We start from the raw sequence: 25182 nt of genomic DNA, 5'->3' as shown, positions 1-25182 counted from the left end.
TTATGTTTAGTTTAGAAAAATCAAAACAAGCCTTTGCAGAGGCTCGTACATATATGCCGGGCGGCGTGAACAGTCCTGTTCGCTCTTACCGCAGTGTGGGGGGCAATCCTCCTTTCATCAGTTCTGCCAGTGGATCTCGCATTTACGATATTGATGGCAATGAGTACATCGATTACGTATTGTCTTGGGGTCCTATGATTCTAGGCCATGCGAATCCTGAAATTGTCGCATCCATTTTGGAAGCCATCCCTCGTGGTACTAGTTATGGAGCGCCAACGTTACTAGAAACAGAAGTAGCGAAGAAAATTCAAGCTTTCTATCCATCTATGGAAATGGTACGCATGGTGAACTCCGGTACAGAATCTACGATGAGTGCATTGCGTTTGGCTCGTGGCTATACAGGTCGTGACAAAATTGTGAAATTTATCGGCTGTTACCATGGTCATAGTGATAGCTTGTTGGTGAAAGCTGGTTCTGGCTTAGCGACCTTCGGCGTTCCAGATAGTCCAGGCGTGCCAGTAGGTGTGGCGTCAGATACCATTACTTTGCCGTACAATGATTCTGATGCGGTTCGTCAGTTATTTGCAGAACATGGAAAAAGCATTGCAGCCATCATCGTAGAACCAGTAGCAGGCAATATGGGTTGCGTGCCTCCTGTGGAAGGATTCTTGGAAACCTTGCGTGAAGTAACGACAGAGCACGGCGTAGTCCTCATCTTTGATGAAGTAATGTGCGGATTCCGATCCAGTTCTGGAGGGGCACAAAAATATTACAATGTCATTCCAGATTTGACCTGCTTAGGCAAAATCGTAGGCGGTGGCTTACCAATGGCGGTATTCGGTGGCAAGAAAGACATTATGTCTGCCATCGCTCCATCCGGCCCTGTGTACCAAGCTGGCACCTTGAGTGGTAATCCAGTAGCCATGGCAGCAGGTCTAGCTACTTTATCAATGTTGCAAAAACATCCGAATGCATTCCGTCAAGTAGAGGAATCTACAGAAGCTTTATGCCAAGGATTAGAAGCGGCAGCGAAAGAAGTAGGCGTACCTGTGGTGCTGCAACGTGTGGGCTCTATGTTTACCTTGTTCTTCACAGACAAAGAGGTGCGTAACTTCGATGATGCTAGTGCTTGTGACATGGAAGCATTCAAAACGTTCTTCCACTACAATTTGGAACGTGGCATCTATTATGCAGCCAGCCAATATGAAAGTAACTTCTTGTCCACATGCCACAGCGAACAAGACTTGGCATACACATTGCAAATTGCAAAAGAAGCGTTTCAGGCGATTAAGGGCTAGAAGGTGAACTGACGGCTTTCAAAGTATTGAAAACTGACGGGAATCAATAGCATTCAACAGAATACACGTATGAATAGAAATGCCATACACATCGAAGATAATCTATGTTACACTAGATTATAGAGAGTGTATGGCATTCTTTATTGTTTGTATGGGTATGTTAACAGTTTCTATTGTATCTAACAGAACCGTAAGAGATAGTTTCTATATGATAGTTAAGGTCCTATAGTATATCTTGGAGAGACAGCAATAGCTATCCTCTGAAGGCATATTTTTTATGCATACTAGATAGGATAGAGATGTAACATAGACATATTAATTTATATATTGGAGGTGTAACAATGAGCGTGTTACTTTCACCGAAAGAATTACAGGAACAATTAGATACAGTCGTTGTGTTGGATGCACGAGGTTTTGATGCCTATGCAGGGGCCCATATTCCAGGGGCTTTTGCCATCGATATGGATGCGCATATGAGCGGACCATTAGGCGTGCACGGTGGTCGTCACCCGGTGCCAGATATGTCCGTATTAGCACAACGATTGAGTGAATGCGGTGTGACCATGGATTCCCACATCGTAGTGTACGACGCGTGGATTTCCTTTGCTGGTCGCTTGCGGTTCTTGCTACTATACATGGGTTTCACCAATGTGAAAGTCCTAGCCGGTGGCATTGAGCGCTGGCATCGTGAAGGGTATCCGTTGACCCAAGAGGAGACACCAACCGTGGCAGATTCAAAGCCATTGGAGTATACCTTGCAAGACCATTTATTAATGCATCGTGATGAAGTATTACAAGCTAGCCAAACTGGCAGTCATGTCCTCATCGACGCACGAGCACCACAGCGCTATGATGGATCTGTAGTGGATACTATGGATGGTATGACAGGACATATCCCAGGGGCGATCAATCATTTCTACGAATGGGGATTTACCGCTGATGGTGTACGTCCAGTTCCAGAGTTAGAACAAGCCTACGGTGACTTAGCTAAGATGGAAAAACCTATCGTCACCTATTGTGGCTCTGGCGTGACTGCAGCGAATTTGATGATTGCTCTTGCCGAAATCGGTGTAGAACCTGCTATGTACGTAGGTAGCTCTAGCGATTGGGTGACCTATGAAGGCTTCCCTTTGGAAACAGGTGTGAATACATTATAGGTTTACATTGTTATTATAAGTATACTAGATACTGATTCGTATGCATACGAAGTACTGTTATAGCATAATTTACGCTAAATACGTAGCAGTAGTAGAGTACCTTTATATACAAAATGGTTTTAATATAATAAGAAAAAACAGAGGCCTTTGGAATAAGACCTCTGTTTTGTTATATTGCATTTATTTTTTAATAGTTTCTTGCATGTGTCCTTATGAGTATATATTGTATAGCAGATACTAAGTAGTAAAGAACTAATATAATACGAAGTATATAGTGTTTCAAAATATACAGTATTTTACAGGAATGTAATTAATGATTAGCTGTTCGAGTACGCCCTAATGTGACTTTCAAGAACACTCCTGTGAGGGCAATCATCGCCCCAGTGGTGATAAACATTGCTCCGAACCCCCATTGGGATGCAATAAAGGAGCCTCCAAGGGATCCGATGAAGTAGCCCATAAACAAGGTAGATTGGTTATAGGCGAAGACTTGTCCTGCGAATGCTTTTGGGGTAATGCTCGAGATGAAAGTATTAATACCTGGTAATAATCCGCCTAGGCCGATGCCAAGTAGGAATCGCAAGATGCACAAGGTGTAGATGTCGGTCACGAAGGCTTGTGGTATGGTCACGAGACCGACGTAGATGAAACTAGTCCACAGGATGAACCGTGGTCCTAGTTTATCGATGTATTTACCGAGGACAGAACTAGCCACCATTTGTGCGAGACCTGTTACCGTAAATGCTAATCCTGCCAAAAGGGCAATGTGCTCTGCGCCCTGTCCTACGATTTGTTGTACGAATACAGATAGGATAGGAGCTGTTGCCATGGTAGTGAAAGCGAAGATAAAAGAGCCTACAGAGATGTAGATGAGTCCTTTCCAGTCGGGAATGGACGCTTTCAACGTGGATAAGGATTGAGAGGCCCCTTTTGGTTGCGGTGTAAATTCTTCTTTTACAAAGAATAAGGTAGATAGGAAGGCTGTCCCTAGTAAGGCAGACACGATGAAGAAGGCGTAGCGAATGCCAAAAAGACCACCGATGTAACCACCGATCATGGGACCCAGGAGAGAGCCACCCAAGTTGGCAGCGGACAAGAGTCCTAGGGCCCAGCCCGTTTGGGTTTGTGGTGTTTGTGTGGCTACGAGTGTAATAGAACCAGAGAAAAATCCGGAAATCATTCCATTTAGAATCCGTATGATAACAATGTGCTCTGGAGTTTGGGCAAAGCCGAGGAGTGCATTTGTAATAGCCATGCCAAGACTAGCGCGCAATAAAATGAGTTTGCGCCCCTTGCGGTCGGCCAGCTTACCCCAAAAGGGTGCGAAGAGGGCCACCATGAGATAGGTCATCCCCATGGCGAGACCAGACCAATTGGCGAGGTCCCCCTGATCGTGGACGCCTAGGTCCTGTAAATATAAGGGGATAAGCGGAGCTGCTTGACTAAGCCCCACCGATGCCATGAAGGCACCAAATAAACAAACGTATAATGTGCGTTTCCAAAGTTCCATACTATATCACAGACTTTCTAGTATAACTTGTCACATCACTGCCAAGTTTTTCGTATAACTCTTTTACAGTAAGTTCTTTTTTCATAACTGCTTGTAATTCTTGTTCCGTTACACCAATAAATGCAATAAAATCTACACTTCCATAAAAGTTATGTACAACTCTTAATTCTGGATCAGGAATTGTAATAAAACCAACAATGTTAGATTTATGCTCTATGTCCATGCCAAAAGTTTGTCCTGTATAAATGTATTCATAAGGTTTAAAAATTTCTCCATCTTCTTTGGTGGCTCTCGCAAGAGTCTGTAAGTGCCCAACTACATTTTTGAGTTCCTTTTCTTCATCCTCATAGGCATCTTTCTTTAACTTAAGGGTAAATTCCATACCAAACCCACTTTTTGTTCTATCTTCACTTTTTTTATCATAAAGTTCAGTTAATCCATAGGTGACATATTTATAATAGTCTCCGCCGTCATAAATGGCGACTCTATCTAGAGGATCTGGTCCTCCTAGGTCCCAACGAATCAGAGGAACATAATTCGTATAGATCGATTTATTAGGATACACAAGCTCTACCGCGTCTTCTATGACTAACATTCCATATTGGGGTACTTCTTCCGGCGTATAAGCGACACCATTCATTGCAAATGTTCCTAACCAAGTCATCCCCATAATAGCTGTTAATACTAATACTGTTTTACTTACCTTCATTGTAACTCCTTTTTCTGCACTTACTAAATAGTGGATATATCTATTATATCAAACCATGTCTATCTTCTTACAAACATTTTATACTAACTATGTTTACACTATGACAATATCATATGTCGTTCATATTGACACCGTCGAATGTGTTTGCCCCTATTGCAAGTGCCCCACAGATAGTATATAATTGTACCTGTAATTGACAACGATATATGTTAATACGTTGATAAAGACGGTCATGCAAGGTAGCTCCGAGCGAGTGAGGGATGGTGAAAGCCTCATGGGTGAATGCATGGCGGATCACTTTTGAGTATATGTTGGGGAGCCCGTACTGGGGGTACTCACATCGGTGGACACCGTTATATGTTTGAGCGATGATTCGTTGGGGGTTACTTTCACAAGAATCATCAGTAGGGTGGTACCACGGATTTGCATTCGTCCCTTCGGGGAGCGGGTGCTTTTTTTATTGAGAGGAGAAATACAATGTCTAATGAAGTGGATTATGGTAAGACCTTGCACTTGCCTGAAACAGAATTTCCTATGCGCGGTAATTTGCCAAAGCGCGAACCAGAATTTATCAAGTTTTGGGAAGATAACAAAATTTATGAAAAACGCTTAGCTAAAAATAAAGGCAAAAAATCTTTTATTTTACATGATGGCCCTCCGTACGCAAATGGTAAATTGCATATCGGTCATGCCTTGAACAAAACATTAAAAGACATTGTGATGAAATATAAAACGATGCAAGGCCATTACACACCATATATTCCTGGCTGGGATACACATGGTCTTCCTATCGAGCATGCGGTTATTAAAAACACTGGTTTGAACCGTCATGAAATGAGTCCTCTGGATCTTCGTAACAAATGTCGTGAATACGCACTCAATTGTGTGGAAGAACAAAAGAAAGATTTCATTCGTTTCGGTGTACTTGGCGAATGGGATCGTCCGTATTTGACATTGCGCCCTGAGTTCGAAGTGAAACAAATCGGCGTGTTCGGTGAAATGGCGAAACGCGGTTACATCTACAAAGGTTTGAAAACTGTATACTGGTGTACACATTGTGAAACTGCCTTGGCAGAAGCGGAAATTGAATATGCTGAGAAGAAATCTTTCTCCATCTATGTTAAATTTGCTTACGTAAACGGCGCTGAAAGTACATTGCCAGCAGGTCTTGATACAACCAAATTGTTCTCCGTCATCTGGACAACAACACCTTGGACAATGCCTGCCAACCAAGCGATTTCTGTGAATCCAGAATTAGATTACTCTTGGGTGAAAATCGGCGATGAGGCATGGTTATTAGCGAATGGCTTGATTGAAACAGCTACCAAAGAAATGGGCGTAGAATCCTATGAAGTGTTGAATACGTTCAAAGGTAGCGAATTAGAATTGGCGAACTTTAAACATCCATTTGCAGATCGTAATGCTCCTATCTTGTTGGGTTCTCACGTTACATTAGATGCTGGTACAGGTTGCGTACATACTGCTCCTGCTCATGGTGAAGATGACTTTAACGTGGTGAAAGCATACAAAGATGCAGGTAAAATCGATTTTGATATTCTATCCTTAGTCGATGCTACTGGTCGTTACATTGCCAAAGTAGATGAACCTCGCTATGGTGATACAGAACAACCACTAGCTGGTGTTGAAATCCATGATGCAGAAGTGCCAGTGATCAAAATCTTAGCTCATAACGGTGCGTTGGTACAAAAAGGCAATATCCGTCACCAATATGCCCATTGTTGGCGTTGTAAAAACCCTGTTATCTATCGTGCTACAGAACAATGGTTCTCTTCCGTGGATGGCTACCGTCAAGAAGCATTGAAAGCCATCGACGAGCAAGTACAATGGATTCCTAAATGGGGTCATGACCGTATTTATAATATGATTGCAGACCGTGGGGACTGGGTTATCTCTCGTCAACGTGCGTGGGGTGTGCCAATTCCTATCTACTATTGCGACCATTGCGGAGAGCACATCATCAATGATGATACCATCTCTTCTTTACAAGAATGGTTTGCTAAAGAAGGCTCCAACGCTTGGTGGGCTCATGAAGCGAAAGAATTATTGCCAGCAGGATTCACATGTCCATCTTGCGGACATGATTCTTTCCACAAAGAAACAGACATCATGGACGTATGGTTCGACAGCGGTAGCTCTTGGTCTGGCGTATTGGAACAAAATGAAATGGATGTACCTTGTGCTATGTACTTAGAAGGTTCCGACCAACATCGTGGTTGGTTTAACTCTTCCTTGTTAACAGGTATCGCTACACGTAGTCATGCACCATACAATGCCGTATTGACTCACGGTTTCGTAGTGGACGGGGAAGGCCGTAAAATGTCTAAATCTGTAGGCAATACAGTGGCTCCTTCCGACATCATCGATGTACACGGTGCTGACGTAATGCGTTTATGGGTATCCTCTGCAGATTACCAAGCAGACGTGCGTTTGTCCAAAGATATCGTAAAACAATTGGCGGAAGTATATCGTAAAATCCGTAACACATTCCGTTTCTTGTTGGGTAATTTAGATAACTTTAACCCGAACACAGATAAAGTAGCTTACAAAGATTTAACAGAATTGGATCGTTGGGCATTGCATCGTTTAGAAGAAGTTCGTCAAAAAGTAACAAATGCTTACGAAAACTATGAATTCCACATCTTGTATCACACAATCCATAACTTCTGTACAGTAGATTTATCTTCTTTCTACTTAGACGTGTTGAAAGATACAATGTACGCAGAGAAAGAAAACAACGTAGCTCGTCGTAGTGCGCAAACTGCAATTTACGAAATCTTGACAACATTAGTTAAAATGGTGTCTCCAGTTCTTTCTTTCACAGCCGAAGAAGTATGGCAATACATGCCAAAAGAAGAGGGCATGGAAGAAAGCGTGATGTTAGCAGATTGGCCACAAGGTCATGCAGAGCATGTGGACGGAGAATTGTCCGCTCGTTGGGCGACGATGTTAGACCTTCGTAGCGAAATGACAAAAGCCTTAGAAGGGGCTCGCCGTGATAAAGCTATCGGTCACTCCTTGGATGCATCTATCACTGTCTATGCAGATGGCGATGCGTATCAAGCATTGACTGGATTCGGGGGTTCCCTAGCTAGCTTGCTAATCGTGTCTGAAGCACATGTAGTGGAAGGCCGTAACAATGCACCAGCCAACGCAGTAACAGTAGAAGACGGAGCCTTATCCATCGTGGTAACTCCTTCTGAGTTAGAAAAATGCGAACGTTGCTGGATTCACCGTGACACAGTTGGTCAAGATGGGGATCATCCAACATTATGTGCTCGTTGTGCTGACGTAGTCAAAGGATAATGACAATAGCATAAGTAGTCAAAGGTTTAGTACTAGTAATTTAGGTAAGGCAAGGGAATGTATCATTTCCTTGCCTACTTTCTAACAAAGGAGATGCCCTATGAACGTATTGATTGTGATAGATATGCAACATGATTTTATTGATGGAACTTTAGGTTCACCACAGGCGCAGGCCATTGTACCGGCGGTACGTGAAAAAATTCGCAATTTTACTGGTCTCATTGTGTTTACTCGTGATACCCACGATGGCGGTTATCTTGAAAGCCAAGAGGGGAAGCATTTGCCGGTGGAACATTGTGCCCGTGGCACCAAAGGCTGGGAGATTGCTGATGACCTGTTGGAAGTGGCTCGTGAACGAGGACAACGAGTGGATGTGTTAGATAAACCTAACTTTGGATCCTTAGCTTTATTGGATCACCTTAAGGCGATGCATGAAGCGGAATCTATTGAAACAATTACGATGGTTGGTCTATGCACAGACATTTGCGTCGTATCGAATGCACTCATTTTGAAAGCGGGCCTACCGGAAATACCTTTGCATGTAGATGCTAGATGTTGTGCAGGGGTGACCCGAGAATCCCATGAGGCGGCACTGTTGACGATGAAGATGTGTCAGTGCATTGTGGAAGAATAATATATAAGCAAGTATAACGTAGAAGAATACAATAGATAGAGGAATGCTGATGAGTCGGTATTCCTCTTTTATGTTTGTAGTATCAAGAGAGTCTCTGGTAGGGTCAGATAGATTTTGGTAAGCGTTCTATAAGGGGCGGGTGACCACCATATGATGATAAGAAATATTTATCTATAGCATGAATGTAGCATCTACATTCGAGAGAACGAATTGAATAAAGAACTCCCAATCGGTATATAATTCACAAAGTGTTTTTAGGGAGCACAAATAAAGGCGATTGTCCTTGACAACTGGAATCGGGGGGGGTAGAATGGAGGTATTCAAGATGGTGGTTGTGCACCATTTAATGTGCGTACATTGTGTGTTAAGGAGCGGTAAGAATGAAAAGAAAGTGTGTGATGAGTGTGGCCGCGATGTTAACGGCCTATGCGCTGACAACGAGTGTATCCTATGGTGCGTTGCAGCAGTCTTATAACAGCACAACAACAGAGACAGGTGGAACGGATACGTATACTAACTCTGGAGTAGGTGTCTCGAATGGAGCGACGCTGACTATAACAGGTACAGAAGATTTGTCTGTAACTATGGAGAATGGTGCAGATGAAAGCTTAGGTATGAATATCACAAGCGCGAACCTAACAGCAGAGAATTTGAACATTACCGTTACCCCTGGTAGCAAAGCTGTGAATAACCGTCCCAAAGGGATGATTGTGCGTGGCACATCTGATACAAATATTGATAATCTGAATGTAACCGTGACGAAGTCGAATCGACAAGCTGATACAGGTCATAGTCCCGATAGTGATGCAGCCTATGGTGTGGCTGTTGGCTATGGATGGAATGGCGGTGACAAAGATGCTACCACGAAATTTACTGTGAATAATGCCAATATAGTAGTTAATAATACAGAAGATACGAAACGAGGTAATTATACGGGAGTGCCGGTTCCTAAAGGTAAGTTTGAAACGGGATACCAAATGTCAGGGATTCGTCTATACCGTTCTAATGGAGCAAAACCTGAATTTCATAGCACAGGTGCTGTAAATGTTACCGTAGAAGATAAAAGCGCAGCTAAAGTAGCAGACTATCTAGTTGGCCTGTATGTATCAGGAACCGATGCGAAAGCCACATTTGATGGTGACACTTCGATTACGGTAAAGGCTAATGGGGTTAACTCTGCGGGTATTAAAATTGGTAAACCAGGGAATGGTGATGCTGGAGTCGGAGCTCAGGTAGTAGCAAATGGAAAACTGACCGTAGACACCACAGGAACGAATGGTGTAGTCACATGGGATAGAAAAGAATACCGCGGTTCTGGAGCGGTACGACTATTTGATAACGGTTCAAAGTTCACTGTTACTGGGGCTAACACAAAAGAAGCGTCTGAAATTAAATCTAGTACTAATGCTATTGTGTTTGATACCTTTGATTATAAAAATTTAGGAGTAGTAAACTTAAACTCTTTCTTGAGGTTTAAAGAGGTCTTAGCTCGTGGAAAAGAGAATATTAATAATGTGGTTACCTTGCATAATACAAAATTGTCGACTACATCTGAAGTGGATGATTTAGTGTTAGCAAATGCAGAGTTTAAAAAGAATGGTGATTTAATCTGGGGAGCTGGCATGTTAGGTAAAGAAGATGTATTACGCAGCCGTTTTGACTGGGGCGCAATGAACGTCAAAAACGCCAAATTCACTCTTTCTGGCAACTTATCCGAAGCCACAGCAGCGAAAAAGGGATGGCTCATTCGTGCCAAATCAGAAAATATAACCGCCACCGATGAAACGAAACGTGCCACTTCAGAGTTAACAGCTACCATTAAAGATAAAGCTCTAGTCACAGGCTTAATTCAAGCCGACAAATGGTCTACTTTGAATATGACCGTAGATACAGGAGCTACTTGGCGATTGGCGAAGAAGGAAGATTTGACGGGACCTCAAACTGCTACAGCTACCACAGTGACATTGTCTAATGGTGGTATTCTTGATGCGGGTACTAACCTGACAGATGGATCTAAAGCAGAATATACAGTGACTACCGTACAAAAAGATGGTACTACCGCATCTACTTTTAATAATACTGGTGGTATTATCACCACGGTAAATAAATCCTATGAAGATGTGTTGACCTTGAATGGGAATTACATCGGTACCGATGGAACGGTGAAGATGAACACAAAATGGGATTCCCCAGGTGATGATGTAGGAACGAACTCCAAATCTGACTTGTTACATATTACAGGCACGGCGACTGGCACAACTAAGATTGTACCTGTATCGGCCAATGGCAAAGAAGAAGTAATCGATGGATCTATTGGATCCATTGCAGCAGATTTAAATAAAAATTCAGTACCGGTAGTTCGTGCCGATACAGAAGCTGGCACAGAAGAAGGGGCTTTCACAGGGGTGGCGAAAACAACCGGTGCAGGTGAATTGAAACTAGCGCACCGTGTGAAAGATAATAAACATGAGTGGTACTGGACATTGACAGGATTGAATAAAACGCCGATGCTTGATAAACGTGTTCCTGGGTATACGCAAATGCCAGAGGTGAACACGCGTATGATGGGTCAAATTTTGCGTACTTTGCATGAACGTCGTAGTGAAAACCCTCGTGTGTTACATGAACAACGTCATATGGAATCCTATCCGATGAGCCGTGTCATGTATGCCCATCATGAAGATGGTGATCAACATCCAATGTGGGCGAAAGTCATCAAAGATTACGGACATCATAATGGACATCGATTTGGCTATACATTACATACAAATGGCATTCAATTAGGTCGTGATTGGAATGTGAAAACAAAAGAAGATGGTACTACGAGCTTTAATGGTGCTTATGTAGCATACCAATATGGTCAAGCGAAGTTCTATGATAATTTTAATACAGATGACAAAGGGCAGCAGGCTACAGACTTACAAACTGGCACAGGTGCAGTACGTAATCTATCCATCGGTTTAACAAGAACGAAATACGGCGCTCATGATCAATACGTAGACTGGGTTGGACAAGTGAGCTTCCTTCGTAATGCCTATGAAGCGGTAGGTCATAGTAAAGAAACACAATCTAGTTGGGGCTTTGCTGGATCTGTAGAAGCAGGTCGACCTCATGTGTTGCGCGAGAACGAACATGGTCGCACGATTTTAGAACCACAAGGTCAATTAGTGTATTCCTATCTTAAATTACAAGGTATCCATGGCACCGATAAAGCGGTATCTCATGGGGGACATGGTACGTTGGTAGGACGTATTGGTGTTCGTTTATCCCGTGAAAGTTACAATCGACAAGGCGTTGCACATCGCACAGTGTATGGTGTAGCCAATATCTGGCAAACTTTTACCAATGCCTATACAGTGCACATCGGTCAAGATACATTGAGAGGTGATTATGGTCGCACTATCGGTGAATTAGGTATCGGTGCACAGTGGCGTACGAGTGATCGCTGGTATGTGTATGGCGATGTTCGCTTTGAAAGAAATTTAGGTGGCTCTTATTACCAAGGGTACCGTGGCAATGTAAGCGTAAAATATATTTGGTAACACACTCTATAGTCTAATCACAGGCCTCGTAGTATACTAATACTAGGAGGCTTGTCTATGTATTTTCATATTAAAGACACCTGTGTGTGTTGTGCTGGATGCGCCATGGATTGTCCGACACAGGCTATCACTCGCAATGGTGATCGCTATGTCATTCATCAGGACATGTGCATTCACTGTGGCGATTGTTATGCCATATGCCCGGTCGGTGCTGTGCAGATGGTAAAAGAAAAGGACTTGGATACTGATGTGTAATGCATTAGTGATCCAAGTTCTTCTTTGTATACCTACATATATCGTTAAGTAGTAATGGGTGTAAGGAAGCACTGGTCATCAGAATGCATAGCAGAGTGCTATTAAAAATATTTTCAGGAGATTCTGTCACAAATGTTTGACTACTCTAGAGATGGCGATGAGACTTTCATTAAAAAGTCTTGACAAATAGATGTAAGGACATTATAATATTTAATTGCAAAAAAGTAACTATAACATTGAATTGATGAAGGAATATATCCAAGGTTGTGCTGAAATGAGGAAAGCAAGGTTCACAAGAAAAAATTACGAGCCTTGCTTATTTTGTCATTGGTCAGCAGGAAAACTGAGACCTGGAATCGTCTGCAGTCATACCGTTATAGAATATGTAAGCCAATTTTTATGAGGGGTGAAAAGAACATGTTCAAACCTGAGCAGGTGGGTAAGCGTACTCGATATACCTACGCTAAGATTAACGAAGTTCTCGAAATGCCACATTTGTTAGACGTGCAACGCAAGTCTTATGAGTGGTTTTTAGAGAGCGGTTTACAAGATATTTTTAACGATATTTCTCCGATTAAAGACAATTCGGGAAAGCTAGCTCTTTCCTTTGAGGGATTCAGCCTTGGAGAACCGAAGTACGACATTAACGAATGCAAGAATCGTGATGCAACCTATGCAGCACCATTGCGTGTCAATGTTCGTCTCGTTAACAATGATCCAGAAAATCCAGATATTAAAGAACAAGAAGTATTCATGGGCGACTTCCCATTGATGACAGATACAGGTACGTTCATCATCAATGGTGCGGAACGTGTTATCGTATCCCAATTGGTTCGTTCCCCAGGGGTGTACTACGGTGGCAGCATCGATACTATGGGTAACCGTTTGTATGATTCTACAGTGATTCCAAATCGTGGTGCTTGGATCGAGTTAGAAAAAGATGCGAATGACATCGTGTCCGTACGTATTGACCGTAACCGTAAATTACCAGCTACAGTACTAGTGCGTGCATTAGGTTGGGAAACTAATGAATCCATCTTGGAATTATTCTGGAATGGACAAGTGGACGAAAATGGTCATCCAGAATACGATGAACGTTTACTTCGTACATTGGAAAAAGACAGCACACAATCCGCTGATGAGGCTTTAGTAGAAATCTACAAAAAACTTCGTCCAGGGGAACCACCAACTGTGGAAAGTGCTCGTAACTTATTCGATAATTTATTCTTTGACCCTCGACGCTATGATTTAGCTCGTGTAGGTCGTTATAAATTAAATAAAAAATTAGGCTGGCGTCAACGCTTGTTCGGTCAAACATTGGCGGAACCAATCGTAGACGAAAATGGCGAAATCATCGTAGAAGCGAATACCTATGTGAACGAAGAAGTTCTTGAGATTGTAGCTAATAGTGGCGTATACAGCGGTGATGTAGTACCTGAGTTCTTCGTAGTGAATACAGAAGGTACTGTTGTGAAAGTTATCTGTAACAACAGTAATTTGCCGTTCAGCCATCGCACAGTGACTCGTGAAGACATGATTGCGAACGTAAGTTACATGATGAACTTAATCGAAGGCATTGGACAAACTGACGATATCGACCATTTGGGTAACCGTCGTCTTCGTTGCGTAGGCGAATTGTTGCAAAACCAATTCCGTATCGGTTTAACTCGTATGGAACGTGTGGTCAAAGAACGTATGACAATTCAAGATCTATCTGTCATTACACCACAAGCATTATTGAACATCCGTCCAGTTGTGGCAGCTATTAAAGAATTCTTTGGTTCTTCTCAGTTGTCCCAGTTCATGGACCAAACTAACCCATTGGGCGAATTGACACATAAACGTCGTCTATCTGCACTAGGACCTGGTGGTTTATCTCGTGAGCGTGCGGGCTTTGAAGTTCGTGACGTGCATCATTCCCATTATGGTCGTATGTGTCCAATCGAAACTCCAGAGGGTCCAAACATCGGCTTGATCAACTCCTTGTCCAACTATGCGAAAGTGAACGAATTTGGTTTCATAGAAGCACCGTACCGTAAAATTGAAAAAATATATGGTACAGCCGAAGATGCTAACAAAGTGTTGAAAGTTCGTGTTACTGACCAAGTTGTATATATGACAGCTGATGAAGAAGAAGGCATGACAATTGCCCAAGCGAACTCTCGTATCGATGAAGATGGTTATTTCGTATCTGATCACATCGCATGTCGTCGTGGTCATGACGTATTAGAAGTATCTCCAGATAAAGTAGACTACATGGACGTAAGTCCAAAAGAAGTAGTATCTATCGGTACTGCGATGATTCCATTCTTAGAAAATGACGATGCGAACCGTGCCTTGATGGGTGCGAACATGCAGCGTCAAGCAGTGCCATTACTTCGTGCGCAAGCACCATTGGTAGGTACAGGTATGGAATACAAAGCGGCCACAGACTCCGGTGTTTGCGTATTGGCAAAAGAAGCTGGTATTGTCACACGTTGTTGGGGCCATGAAATCCATGTGCAACGTGACAATGGTCGTGTAGACGTATATACATTGAATAAATTCATGCGTTCTAACCAATCTACATGCTTTAACCAAAAACCAATCGTATACCGTGGACAATCCGTTGTGAAAGGTCAAGTGTTGGCAGATGGTCCAGCTACAGATGGTGGCGAATTAGCATTAGGTTTCAACGTGTTGGTAGCCTTCATGCCTTGGGAAGGTTATAACTACGAGGATGCGATCTTATTAAGTGAAGAACTTTGTAAGGAAGATATTTACACATCCATCCATATCGAAGAGTACGAATGTGATGCTCGTGACACGAAATTAGGTGCCGAAGAAATCACTCGTGAATTACCAAATACTGGTGATGATAACCTTAAAAACTTGGATGAAAACGGTATCATCTGCATCGGTGCAGAAGTAAAACCTGGTGACATCTTAGTTGGTAAAGTAACTCCTAAAGGGGAAACTGAATTAACTCCAGAAGAACGTTTATTACGTGCGATTTTCGGCGATAAAGAACGTGAAGTTCGCGATACTTCCTTGCGTGTGCCACATGGTGAAGCGGGTAAAATTGTGGACGTTAAAATCTTCACTCGTGAAAATGGTGACGAATTACAACCAGGTGTTAATAAAGTGGTTCGTGTATATATTGCACAAAAACGTAAAATCCACGAAGGCGATAAAATGGCGGGCCGTCATGGTAACAAAGGTGTTGTTTCTCGCGTTATGCGCCAAGAAGATATGCCATTCTTACCAGATGGTACACCAGTACAAATCGTGTTGAACCCGTTAGGCGTACCGTCTCGTATGAACATCGGACAGGTATTAGAAACACATTTAGGTTGGGCAGTACAAGGTTTGGGTATGCAAATTAAAGCAACAGACCTAAAAATCAAAGAAGTACTTAACGAAGCTAAATTGAATGGTACTTACTGGGATGGTATCGACGGTATTAAAGATATCTACGCAGAAATTGAAAGTCTAGAACAATCCATTGCAGATCCGACGATTGCGAATTACCTTGAAACAGATAAACAAATCGACAGTCAAAAAGTAGTGGCATTAGATAAGATTTTACATTGTGCAGAAGAAAAATTTGAAGAATTGGGTGGACAAACTCGTTATGATTTCTTATTGGCAGAAGAAAAACGCATCTATGAATTAGGTATTGAAACATTTGATGATGTAGAAGCGGAACGTCCAGAAATGGAAACAGCTTTAGAAGAAGAATTGCGCACACTTCGCCGTGTGGTTAATGTCATCGATACGATTCACCATGTTCGAGAAAAACGCAGTCACTTACGCACTGAGTTGGAAAAATATGGTTACGACTTTAACACATATGGCATGCCGAAACCTGATACAGCGGGCATCCATATTGCAACACCAGTATTTGACGGCGCTCATGAAAGTGACGTATTCGATACACTTCGCATTGCTGGTCGTGATGATGATGGTAAAACAGTATTATACGATGGCCGTACAGGCGAAAAAATGGATAACAAAGTTACCGTTGGTTATGTATACATGTTGAAACTTCACCATCTAGTAGATGATAAAATCCATGCTCGTTCTACAGGTCCGTACTCCCTTGTTACACAGCAACCATTGGGTGGTAAAGCTCAATTCGGTGGACAACGTTTCGGTGAGATGGAAGTGTGGGCTCTTGAAGCCTATGGCGCAGCTTATACATTACAAGAGTTGTTAACTGTAAAATCTGACGATGTTGTAGGCCGTGTAAAAGCGTACGAAAAAATCGTTAAAGGTGAAAACATTCCTGAACCTGGCGTACCTGAATCTTTCAAAGTATTGTTGAAAGAATTACAAAGTATCGGTCTTGACGTGAAAATCTTGAATGAAGATCAAGAAGAAGTTCTCATCAAAGAATTAGATGAAGATGATGCACCACGTCATGATGATATTCGTGAAGTCATGGAAGAAGGTACAACAGAAGCGACTGCAGAAAGTAAAACTTCCGCAGTAGAAGGCACACCTGACGGATACATTGTAGAAGAAGAGCCTGTTACAGCAGGTGAAGAAGACGATATTATCAGCCAAATTAGTGGCTATGTAGAATCTTCTGATAATGAGTAATACCACTATCTCGTAAAGGAGGGAGCATACAGTGCTAGATGTAAATGAATTTGATTCCATGCGAATCGGTTTAGCTTCGCCACAACAAATTTTGGAGTGGTCTCATGGAGAAGTTAAAAAACCTGAAACAATTAACTACCGCACCTTAAAACCAGAGCGAGATGGTTTATTCTGTGAGCGCATTTTTGGACCAACCAAGGACTGGGAATGTCATTGTGGAAAATATAAACGCATCCGTTATAAAGGTGTTGTCTGTGATAAATGTGGTGTAGAAGTGACTCGTGCCAAAGTACGTCGTGAACGCATGGGCCATATCGAATTGGCTACACCAGTGTCTCATATTTGGTATTTCAAGGGCATCCCATCTCGTATGGGATTAATCCTTGACATATCTCCTCGTTCCTTGGAACGTGTATTGTACTTTGCCGCGTATATCGTAGTGGATCCAGGTCAATCTCCGCTGTCTAAACAACAGTTGTTATTTGAAACTGAATTCCGTGAATACGAAGCTATGTTTAACGAGCCTGAGTATAACATTGGCGGTAAAAGTGTTATCATTGAAACCATTGCACAACGTCGTGAACGCTTGCAATTAATTAACTCTGCTAAACACAAAGAAGCTGTGAATGCAGAACTTTCATCGAATACTGAAATCCCAGAAGAAGAAAAAGAATACGAAGTATTAACTCGTGAAGAAAAATTAGAACTTGGTGCCTTAGAAGAAAACACATTCGTGTGTATCGACATGGGTGCAGAAGCGATTAAAGAATTACTTTGCGAATTAGACTTAGAAGCATTGAACGATGAATTGCGCAGTGAATTAGAAACTGCCACAGGTCAACGTAAAGTTCGTGCCGTTCGCCGTTTAGAAGTGGTAGAAGCATTCCGTCAATCTGGCAACCGCCCAGAATGGATGATTATGGATGTTGTACCAGTGATTCCACCTGAATTGCGCCCAATGGTGCAATTAGATGGTGGTCGTTTCGCCACATCTGACTTGAATGATTTATATCGTCGTGTTATCAATCGTAATAACCGTTTGAAACGTTTATTGGATTTAGGCGCTCCTGATATTATCGTGCGCAACGAAAAACGTATGCTACAAGAAGCTGTGGATGCGTTGATTGACAATGGTCGTCGTGGTCGTCCTGTCACAGGTCCTGGCAATCGTCCATTGAAATCCTTATCTGACATGTTAAAAGGTAAACAAGGTCGTTTCCGTCAAAACTTGTTGGGTAAACGTGTTGACTATTCTGGCCGTTCCGTTATCGTAGTTGGTCCAGAATTGAAAATGCATCAATGTGGTCTTCCAAAAGAGATGGCATTGGAATTGTTCAAACCATTCGTTATGAAACGTTTGGTAGAGCGTGGACAAGCTAGCAATATTAAAGCGGCAAAACGTCAAGTAGAACGTATCGGTCCTGGTGTTTGGGAAGCGTTAGAAGAAGTTATTAAAGAACATCCAGTATTATTAAACCGTGCCCCTACGTTGCATAGATTAGGTATTCAAGCCTTCGAACCAATCCTTTGGGAAGGCCGTGCTATCAAATTGCATCCTTTAGTATGTACAGCCTTCAACGCTGACTTTGACGGTGACCAAATGGCGTGTCACTTACCATTGTCCGTAGAAGCACAATCGGAAGCACGTACCTTGATGCTTTCATCCCATAATATCTTGTCCACAAAAGACGGTAAACCGGTAGCGGTTCCATCTCAGGATATGATTTTGGGTACATATTACTTAACAGTAGTTCGTAAAGGTACAGAAGATAAAGCAAAACGCTTCGCTAATTATGATGAAGTGATGTTGGCATACGATTCTGGTGTCATCGGTTTGCAAGACGTGATTTACATTCGTATCGAAGGATATGGTTTAGTTAAAACGACAGCAGGTCGTTTGATTTTCAACGAAGCCCTATATCCAGAAATCCGTCAATTTGTGAAAGAAGAAGACGGCACATGGTCCTTGGGTAAAGTCATGGATAAGAAAATGGTTGGTAAATTAGTCGACCAATGTTTCCAAGCATTCGGTAACGAAAAAACAGCAGAACTATTGGACCGTATTAAATCCTTGGGTTACTCCTTCGCTCGTCGTGCTGGTATGACAATCGCTATTGCGGATATCAAAGTACCAGAAGTAAAAGCTGGTATCGTAGAAGAAGCAGATACAGAAGTTAATAAAGTATCCCGTCTATATCGTCGTGGTTTAATTACAGAAGAAGAACGTTACCGTAAAACAATCGATCTTTGGAATGAAGCAATCGACAATGTAACAGAAGCCATGATGGATAATATGGCGGCTGACCAAGACGGTTTCAACCCAGTATATATGATGGCCATCTCCGGTGCCCGTGGTAACAAACAACAGATCCGTCAGTTGGCGGGTATGCGTGGTTTGATGGCGGACCCATCTGGTCGTATCATCGACTTACCAATCAAAGCGAACTTTAAAGAAGGTTTGACCGTATTGGATTACTTTACGTCCTCTCATGGTGCTCGTAAAGGTTTGGCCGATACAGCCCTTCGTACAGCTGACTCCGGTTACTTAACACGTCGTCTTGTTGACGTATCTCAAGACGTAATCGTTCGTGAAGAAGATTGTGACGTAGTAGGTATCGACTTAGCTCGTGAAAGAGCTCGCTTAGCGCGCAATACAAAAGATGCGTTAACATACTTAAAAGATGATTTAATCGGTCGTGTGTTGGATCGCGATGTAGTAGACCCTATGACTGGGGAAGTGATTGCTGACGCTGAAAGTATCGTAACAGAAGCAACTATCGAAGCATTAGCAGAATCTCAGGTAAAATCCATCGCATTGCGTGGCGCACAATTGGGTAGTGACAGCGATATCAACCATACTAACATTGTTCAAACTATTGCATTAGGTGAAGTGGACGATACGATTCGTACAACATTACGCAACACAATGGTTGAAAATATGTTGGGTAAAGATACTGTATATCCCGTTATTGATAGCGAAGGTGTAGAAATCTTCCCTGCGCATACAGCGTTGACAGAAGAAGGTATCGAAGCTATCTTGAACTCTGATGTAAAAGAAGTTCAAGTACGCAACAATGACATCCATGGCATTGAAGTAGAAGCTATCGTGGAAGGTACTGGCGTTATCGAGCCATTGAAAGATCGTATCGTGGGCCGTACAGCAGCAGAAGAACTAATCAATAAAGAAACTGGTGAAGTGATCGTTCCATTGAATGGTGAAATCACTGACGAATTAGCTGATGAAGTCGTAAAACATTACGACACAGTGAAAATCCGTTCTGTATTGACTTGTCGTTCCCCATATGGCGTATGTATGAAATGTTATGGTCGTGACTTAGGTACTGGTGGACAAGTACAAGTGGGTGAAGCAGTAGGTATTATTGCGGCACAATCCATCGGTGAGCCAGGTACACAGTTAACAATGCGTACATTCCATACAGGCGGTGTTGCTGGTGATGATATCACACAAGGTTTGCCTCGTGTCGAAGAATTGTTTGAAGCACGTCGTCCGAAACGTAATGCTATCATTGCAGAAGTAGAAGGTACTATACGTGTCGTTCCTAACGATAATAAAAAAGGTACGAATACAATCTTCATTACTACAGCTGAGGGAGAAGAGTTTGATTACTTAATCCCTTACGGATCTCGCATCATTGTAAAAGATGGTGACGTAGTATCTTTAGGTGCCCGTTTAACAGAAGGTTCCATTAACCCTCATGATATTATGCGTGTCATGGGTACAGAAGCAACACAACGTTACCTAGTATATGAAGTACAAAAAGTATACAAATCTCAAGGTGTAGAAATTAACGATAAACACATCGAGGTTATCGTTCGTCAAATGTTACATAAAGTAAAAATTGAAGATGCTGGAGATGCAGACGTATTACCAGGAGACTCCATTGATGTGAATACATTTGAAGATGAAAACCGTCGTTTACGCTTAAATGGCAAAAAAGAGGCCACAGGTGTTCGCACACTTTTGGGTATTACCAAAGCAGCCTTGGCGACAGATAGCTTCTTATCAGCAGCTTCCTTCCAAGAAACAACTCGTGTTCTTACAGAAGCAGCGATCAAAGGTAAAATTGATCCATTACTTGGCTTAAAAGAAAATGTTATCATTGGTAAATTGATACCAGCTGGTACAGGTATGAGCCGTTATCGTAAGATTAAAGTAGTGAAACATACACCTGAATTAGAAGATCTAGTGGTGGACACAGAAGTTGTTAATACGGATGTAACAAAAGAAACTACAGAAGTAGAAACAGCAGAATAATATAAGGCAGTAAGACGAGCATAGATAGATAGTTCATATTGTCTAACGAAATAGCGGATGACAACCTATAAGGAAGTTATCCGCTTATTTCTTTATGTTATATAAAGGAAGAAATAATTTTGTTATATCAATTTTGCATAGGTAAAATCCATAAAAGGAAATGGAGTGAATATACATACAAGCAATTACTATAAAACTGTATAAATTCAACTTAAAATATACAGAAAAATATATTTCTGAACCGCACGGATACATGTACATATAAAATGCTTTATTATGGCGATTTGTAGGGGATAAAATGGTTTGACATGACATATAAAGAATGGTACACTAGTAAAGTGCTTGAGGGGCAGTGTGCCCTAAAGTAAGTAACGAATGAGAAGGAGACGCATATGACAATCGATATGCTTTCAAATGCAAATCTCACAATTGGAGCGAAACAAACACGTAAAGCCGTGGGGCGCGATGAAGTAGAGTGTGTATTTGTAGGTCTTGATAGCGATGACCGACTTATCTTGCCGATTCTGGAAATTTGTTTAGAGCACAACGTGCCTGTAGATCGAAATCATACGATGGAAGAACTGGGGCAAGCTGCTCATATTAAAGTAGGAGCTGCCGCAATCGGCGTGCTTCGGTAGTTTTGGTAATATCCGAACGATACAATCGAGCGGATCAATTATAAATCTAATTGTTTGGAAAGGAGGTGCCCACATGCCAACTATTAACCAGTTAGTACGTAAAGGCCGTAAATCTTTAGTGCGTAAATCTGACTCTCCAGCTTTGAAAGAGTGTCCACAAAAACGTGGTGTTTGTACTCGTGTATACACTGCTACGCCTAAAAAACCGAACTCCGCGCTTCGTAAAGTTGCCCGTGTTCGTTTGACAAACGGTATTGAAGTAACTGCATACATCCCAGGCATTGGTCACAATTTACAAGAACACAGCGTTGTACTTATCAGAGGCGGTCGTGTTAAGGACCTTCCTGGTGTGCGTTATCACATCGTTCGTGGTGCATTGGATACAGCTGGCGTACAAAACCGTATGCAAAGCCGCTCCAAATATGGCGCGAAACGTGCTAAAAAATAATTTAGCATAAGATTAGAGAACACACATCGTTAAAGGAGGAATTGACATGCCAAGAAAAGGCCCTGTTGTGAAACGCGATGTACTACCAGATCCGGTGTACAATAGCAAATTAGTAACACGTTTCATTAACAAAGTAATGTACGATGGCAAAAAAGGCATTGCTGAATCCATCGTATATGATGCATTTGAAATTATTCGTTCCAAAATGGGTCAAGACCCTATGGAAGTTTTTGATCAGGCTTTAAAAAATGTAATGCCTGTATTAGAAGTGCGAGCTCGCCGTATCGGTGGTGCTAACTACCAAGTACCGGTTGAAGTTCGTGCTGATCGCCGTTTATCTCTAGGTATTCGTTGGATGGTAAACTATGCTCGTCTTCGTGGTGAACGCACTATGAAAGAACGTTTAGCAGGCGAATTAATGGACGCGTTCAATAACACTGGCGCAGCTATTAAGAAAAAAGAAGATACTCATAAAATGGCAGAAGCTAATAAAGCATTTGCTCATTACAAATGGTAATTAGTTAAGGAGATATACAAGTGGCAAGAGAAGTTTCTTTAGAGAAAACTCGTAATATCGGTATCATGGCTCACATCGATGCTGGTAAAACAACCACAACGGAACGTATCCTTTACTATACTGGTCGAGTTCACAAAATCGGTGAAGTACATGAAGGTGCTGCTACGATGGACTGGATGGAGCAGGAGCAAGAACGTGGTATTACTATCACGTCCGCTGCGACTACTACTCAATGGAAAGGTCATCGCATCAACATTATTGATACTCCTGGTCACGTAGACTTTACAGTAGAAGTAGAACGTTCCCTTCGTGTACTAGACGGCTCCGTAGCTGTATTCAGTGCGAAAGGTGGCGTTGAGCCTCAATCTGAAACAGTATGGCGTCAAGCGGATAAATACGGTGTACCTCGTATCGCTTATGTAAATAAAATGGATACAGTAGGTGCTGACTTCTTCCGCGTAGTTGATATGATGAAATCTCGTTTAGGCGCTAACAGCGTAGCTATCCAAGTGCCTATCGGGGCAGAAGACACTTTCAAAGGTATCATTGACTTGGTAACTATGAAAGCTGAAATCTACATCAGCGATGACGGAAAAGAATACGAAATCACTGAAATTCCAGAAGAATACGCAGATGTGGCAGCAGAACGTCGCGAAATGTTGGTTGACGCTGTGGCTGAAACTGATGACGAATTGATGGAAAAATATTTGGAAGGCGAAGAAATTTCTGAAGAACAAATTAAAGCAGCTCTTCGTAAAGCTGTATGTGAAAACACATTGTTCCCAGTTCTTTGCGGTTCTTCCTATAAAAACAAAGGCGTACAAATGTTGTTAGATGCTGTAGTTGACTACATGCCAGCTCCAACAGATGTACCAGCGATCAAAGGTATCGATCCTAACACTGGTGAAGAGACAACTCGTCCTTCCACAGATGATGGCCCTTTCGCTGCGTTGGCTTTCAAAATCATGGCTGACCCTTATGTTGGTAAATTAGCGTTCTTCCGTGTGTACTCTGGTACATTAGAGTCTGGTTCTTATGTATTCAACTCTACAAAAGGTAAAAAAGAACGTATCGGCCGTATCTTGCAAATGCATGCTAACAGCCGTCAAGAAATTGACCGCGTGTATGCTGGTGACATTGCTGCAGCAGTAGGTCTTAAAGATACTACTACTGGTGATACACTTTGCGATGACAAAGCGCAAGTTATTCTTGAATCCATGGAATTCCCAGAACCAGTTATCTCCGTTGCGGTTGAACCAAAAACTAAAGCGGACCAAGAAAAAATGGGTATGGCCTTAGCTCGTTTGGCTGAAGAAGATCCAACTTTCAAAGTTCGTACTGATGAAGAAACTGGTCAAACAATCATTTCCGGTATGGGTGAGCTTCACCTTGACATTATCGTTGACCGTATGAACCGTGAGTTCAAGGTTGAATGTAATGTAGGTAAACCTCAAGTAGCGTACCGTGAAACAATTCGTAAAGCAGTTAAATCTGAAGGTAAATTCGTTCGCCAATCTGGTGGTAAAGGTCAATACGGCCATTGCTGGTTGGAAATCATTCCTCAAGAACCAGGTGCTGGTTTCGAATTTGAAAATAAAGTTGTTGGTGGTTCTATTCCTCGTGAATACATTGGACCAGTTGAGAACGGTGTTAAAGAGGCTATGGAATCTGGTGTTATCGCTGGTTATCCAATGGTTGACATCAAAGTTATCGTATTTGACGGTTCCTACCATGATGTTGACTCCTCTGAAATGGCCTTCAAAATTGCAGGTTCTATGGGCTTCAAAGAGGGTGCTCGTAAAGCTGACCCAGCATTACTTGAACCATACATGGCTGTTGAAGTTGAAGTACCAGAAGAATACATGGGCGACGTTATCGGTGATTTGAACTCCCGTCGTGGCCGCATGGATGGTATGGAAGCTCGCAACGGTTCCCAACATATCAAAGCATATGTTCCATTGAGCGAAATGTTCGGATATGCTACTGACCTTCGTTCCAAAACACAAGGTCGCGGTAACTACTCCATGACATTCGATCATTACGAGGAAGTGCCTAAGAAAATTGCTGAAGAAATTCAAGCTAAGAAAAATGGCTAATCAAAAGTGTATCTAGTGGGGCTTTTAGCCCCATGGGATTACTGTATATAAAGTTTTAATTATCCGGGAGGACAATTCAAAATGGCAAAAGCAAAATTTGAACGTAATAAGCCACACGTTAACATTGGTACTATCGGTCACGTTGACCATGGTAAAACTACTTTAACAGCAGCAATCACTAAAGTTCTTGCTGA

At 42.2% G+C, this 25182-nt stretch carries 15 protein-coding genes; 13 read left to right on the top strand and 2 right to left on the bottom strand.

All coding sequences use genetic code 11. The annotated features are described in order from the left end of the window. Positions 1 to 2 precede the first annotated feature (2 nt). Together hemL and EO125_RS04605 are read left to right on the top strand one after the other, a co-directional pair. Positions 3 to 1298 carry a glutamate-1-semialdehyde 2,1-aminomutase gene (gene hemL / locus EO125_RS04610; RefSeq protein WP_127147870.1) on the top strand — a complete coding sequence of 432 codons (1296 nt, stop codon included), beginning with the start codon at positions 3 to 5 and terminating at the stop codon, positions 1296 to 1298. 341 nt (positions 1299 to 1639) lie between these two features. Next, positions 1640 to 2455 (top strand): sulfurtransferase, encoded by an 816-nt coding sequence (locus tag EO125_RS04605; protein WP_127147869.1) that lies wholly within the window; start codon positions 1640 to 1642, stop codon positions 2453 to 2455. A gap of 310 nt (positions 2456 to 2765) precedes the next feature. Here the strand turns inward: EO125_RS04605 and EO125_RS04600 are convergent, their stop codons facing one another. Then, positions 2766 to 3965, bottom strand: coding sequence for an MFS transporter (locus tag EO125_RS04600; protein WP_127147868.1), 1200 nt, complete (start codon positions 3963 to 3965; stop codon positions 2766 to 2768). 1 nt (position 3966) lies between these two features. Then, positions 3967 to 4674, bottom strand: coding sequence for a suppressor of fused domain protein (locus EO125_RS04595; protein WP_206168367.1), 708 nt, complete (start codon positions 4672 to 4674; stop codon positions 3967 to 3969). A 489-nt stretch (positions 4675 to 5163) separates the two neighbouring features. Between EO125_RS04595 and ileS the strand changes: the two genes are divergently transcribed. From ileS to EO125_RS04540, 11 genes are all read left to right on the top strand, one after another. Beyond that, the gene (gene ileS / locus EO125_RS04590) at positions 5164 to 7998 is read left to right on the top strand and encodes an isoleucine--tRNA ligase (RefSeq protein ID WP_127147916.1); all 2835 of its coding nucleotides are present in this window, start codon (positions 5164 to 5166) and stop codon (positions 7996 to 7998) included. Between the two features lie 100 nt (positions 7999 to 8098). Beyond that, positions 8099 to 8632, top strand: coding sequence for a cysteine hydrolase family protein (locus tag EO125_RS04585; protein ID WP_127147867.1), 534 nt, complete (start codon positions 8099 to 8101; stop codon positions 8630 to 8632). 380 nt (positions 8633 to 9012) lie between these two features. Beyond that, a complete protein-coding gene (locus tag EO125_RS04580) occupies positions 9013 to 12174 on the top strand; it encodes an autotransporter outer membrane beta-barrel domain-containing protein (RefSeq protein ID WP_206168366.1) in 3162 nt (1053 codons plus the stop codon). A gap of 57 nt (positions 12175 to 12231) precedes the next feature. Beyond that, positions 12232 to 12429, top strand: coding sequence for a DUF362 domain-containing protein (locus tag EO125_RS04575; RefSeq protein ID WP_127147866.1), 198 nt, complete (start codon positions 12232 to 12234; stop codon positions 12427 to 12429). Between the two features lie 417 nt (positions 12430 to 12846). After that, the gene (gene rpoB / locus EO125_RS04570; protein ID WP_127147865.1) at positions 12847 to 17013 is read left to right on the top strand and encodes a DNA-directed RNA polymerase subunit beta; all 4167 of its coding nucleotides are present in this window, start codon (positions 12847 to 12849) and stop codon (positions 17011 to 17013) included. A 31-nt stretch (positions 17014 to 17044) separates the two neighbouring features. Beyond that, positions 17045 to 21289 (top strand): DNA-directed RNA polymerase subunit beta', encoded by a 4245-nt coding sequence (gene rpoC, locus EO125_RS04565; RefSeq protein WP_127147864.1) that lies wholly within the window; start codon positions 17045 to 17047, stop codon positions 21287 to 21289. A 392-nt stretch (positions 21290 to 21681) separates the two neighbouring features. After that, complete coding sequence (locus tag EO125_RS04560; RefSeq protein ID WP_127147863.1) at positions 21682 to 21927, top strand: ribosomal L7Ae/L30e/S12e/Gadd45 family protein; 246 nt, start codon at positions 21682 to 21684, stop codon at positions 21925 to 21927. Positions 21928 to 22000: 73 nt separating this feature from the next. Further along, entirely contained in the window at positions 22001 to 22375 is a 375-nt protein-coding gene (rpsL, locus tag EO125_RS04555) for a 30S ribosomal protein S12 (protein ID WP_126939305.1), read from the top strand. A gap of 46 nt (positions 22376 to 22421) precedes the next feature. Next, positions 22422 to 22892 (top strand): 30S ribosomal protein S7, encoded by a 471-nt coding sequence (gene rpsG, locus EO125_RS04550; RefSeq protein ID WP_009353884.1) that lies wholly within the window; start codon positions 22422 to 22424, stop codon positions 22890 to 22892. Positions 22893 to 22912: 20 nt separating this feature from the next. Then, on the top strand, positions 22913 to 24988 hold the full coding sequence (fusA, locus tag EO125_RS04545) for an elongation factor G (protein WP_127147862.1): 2076 nt from the start codon (positions 22913 to 22915) through the stop codon (positions 24986 to 24988). A gap of 81 nt (positions 24989 to 25069) precedes the next feature. Further along, positions 25070 to 25182, top strand: a 113-nt coding sequence (locus EO125_RS04540) for a GTP-binding protein (RefSeq protein ID WP_151158424.1), incomplete at its 3' end; no start/stop codon positions are given.

The organism is Veillonella sp. VA139 (assembly GCF_003992005.1).
Taxonomy (GTDB): Bacteria; Bacillota; Negativicutes; order Veillonellales; family Veillonellaceae; genus F0422.
The sequence above is the reverse complement of the archived record's forward strand: the minus strand, read 5'-3'. Positions and strand labels throughout refer to the sequence as shown.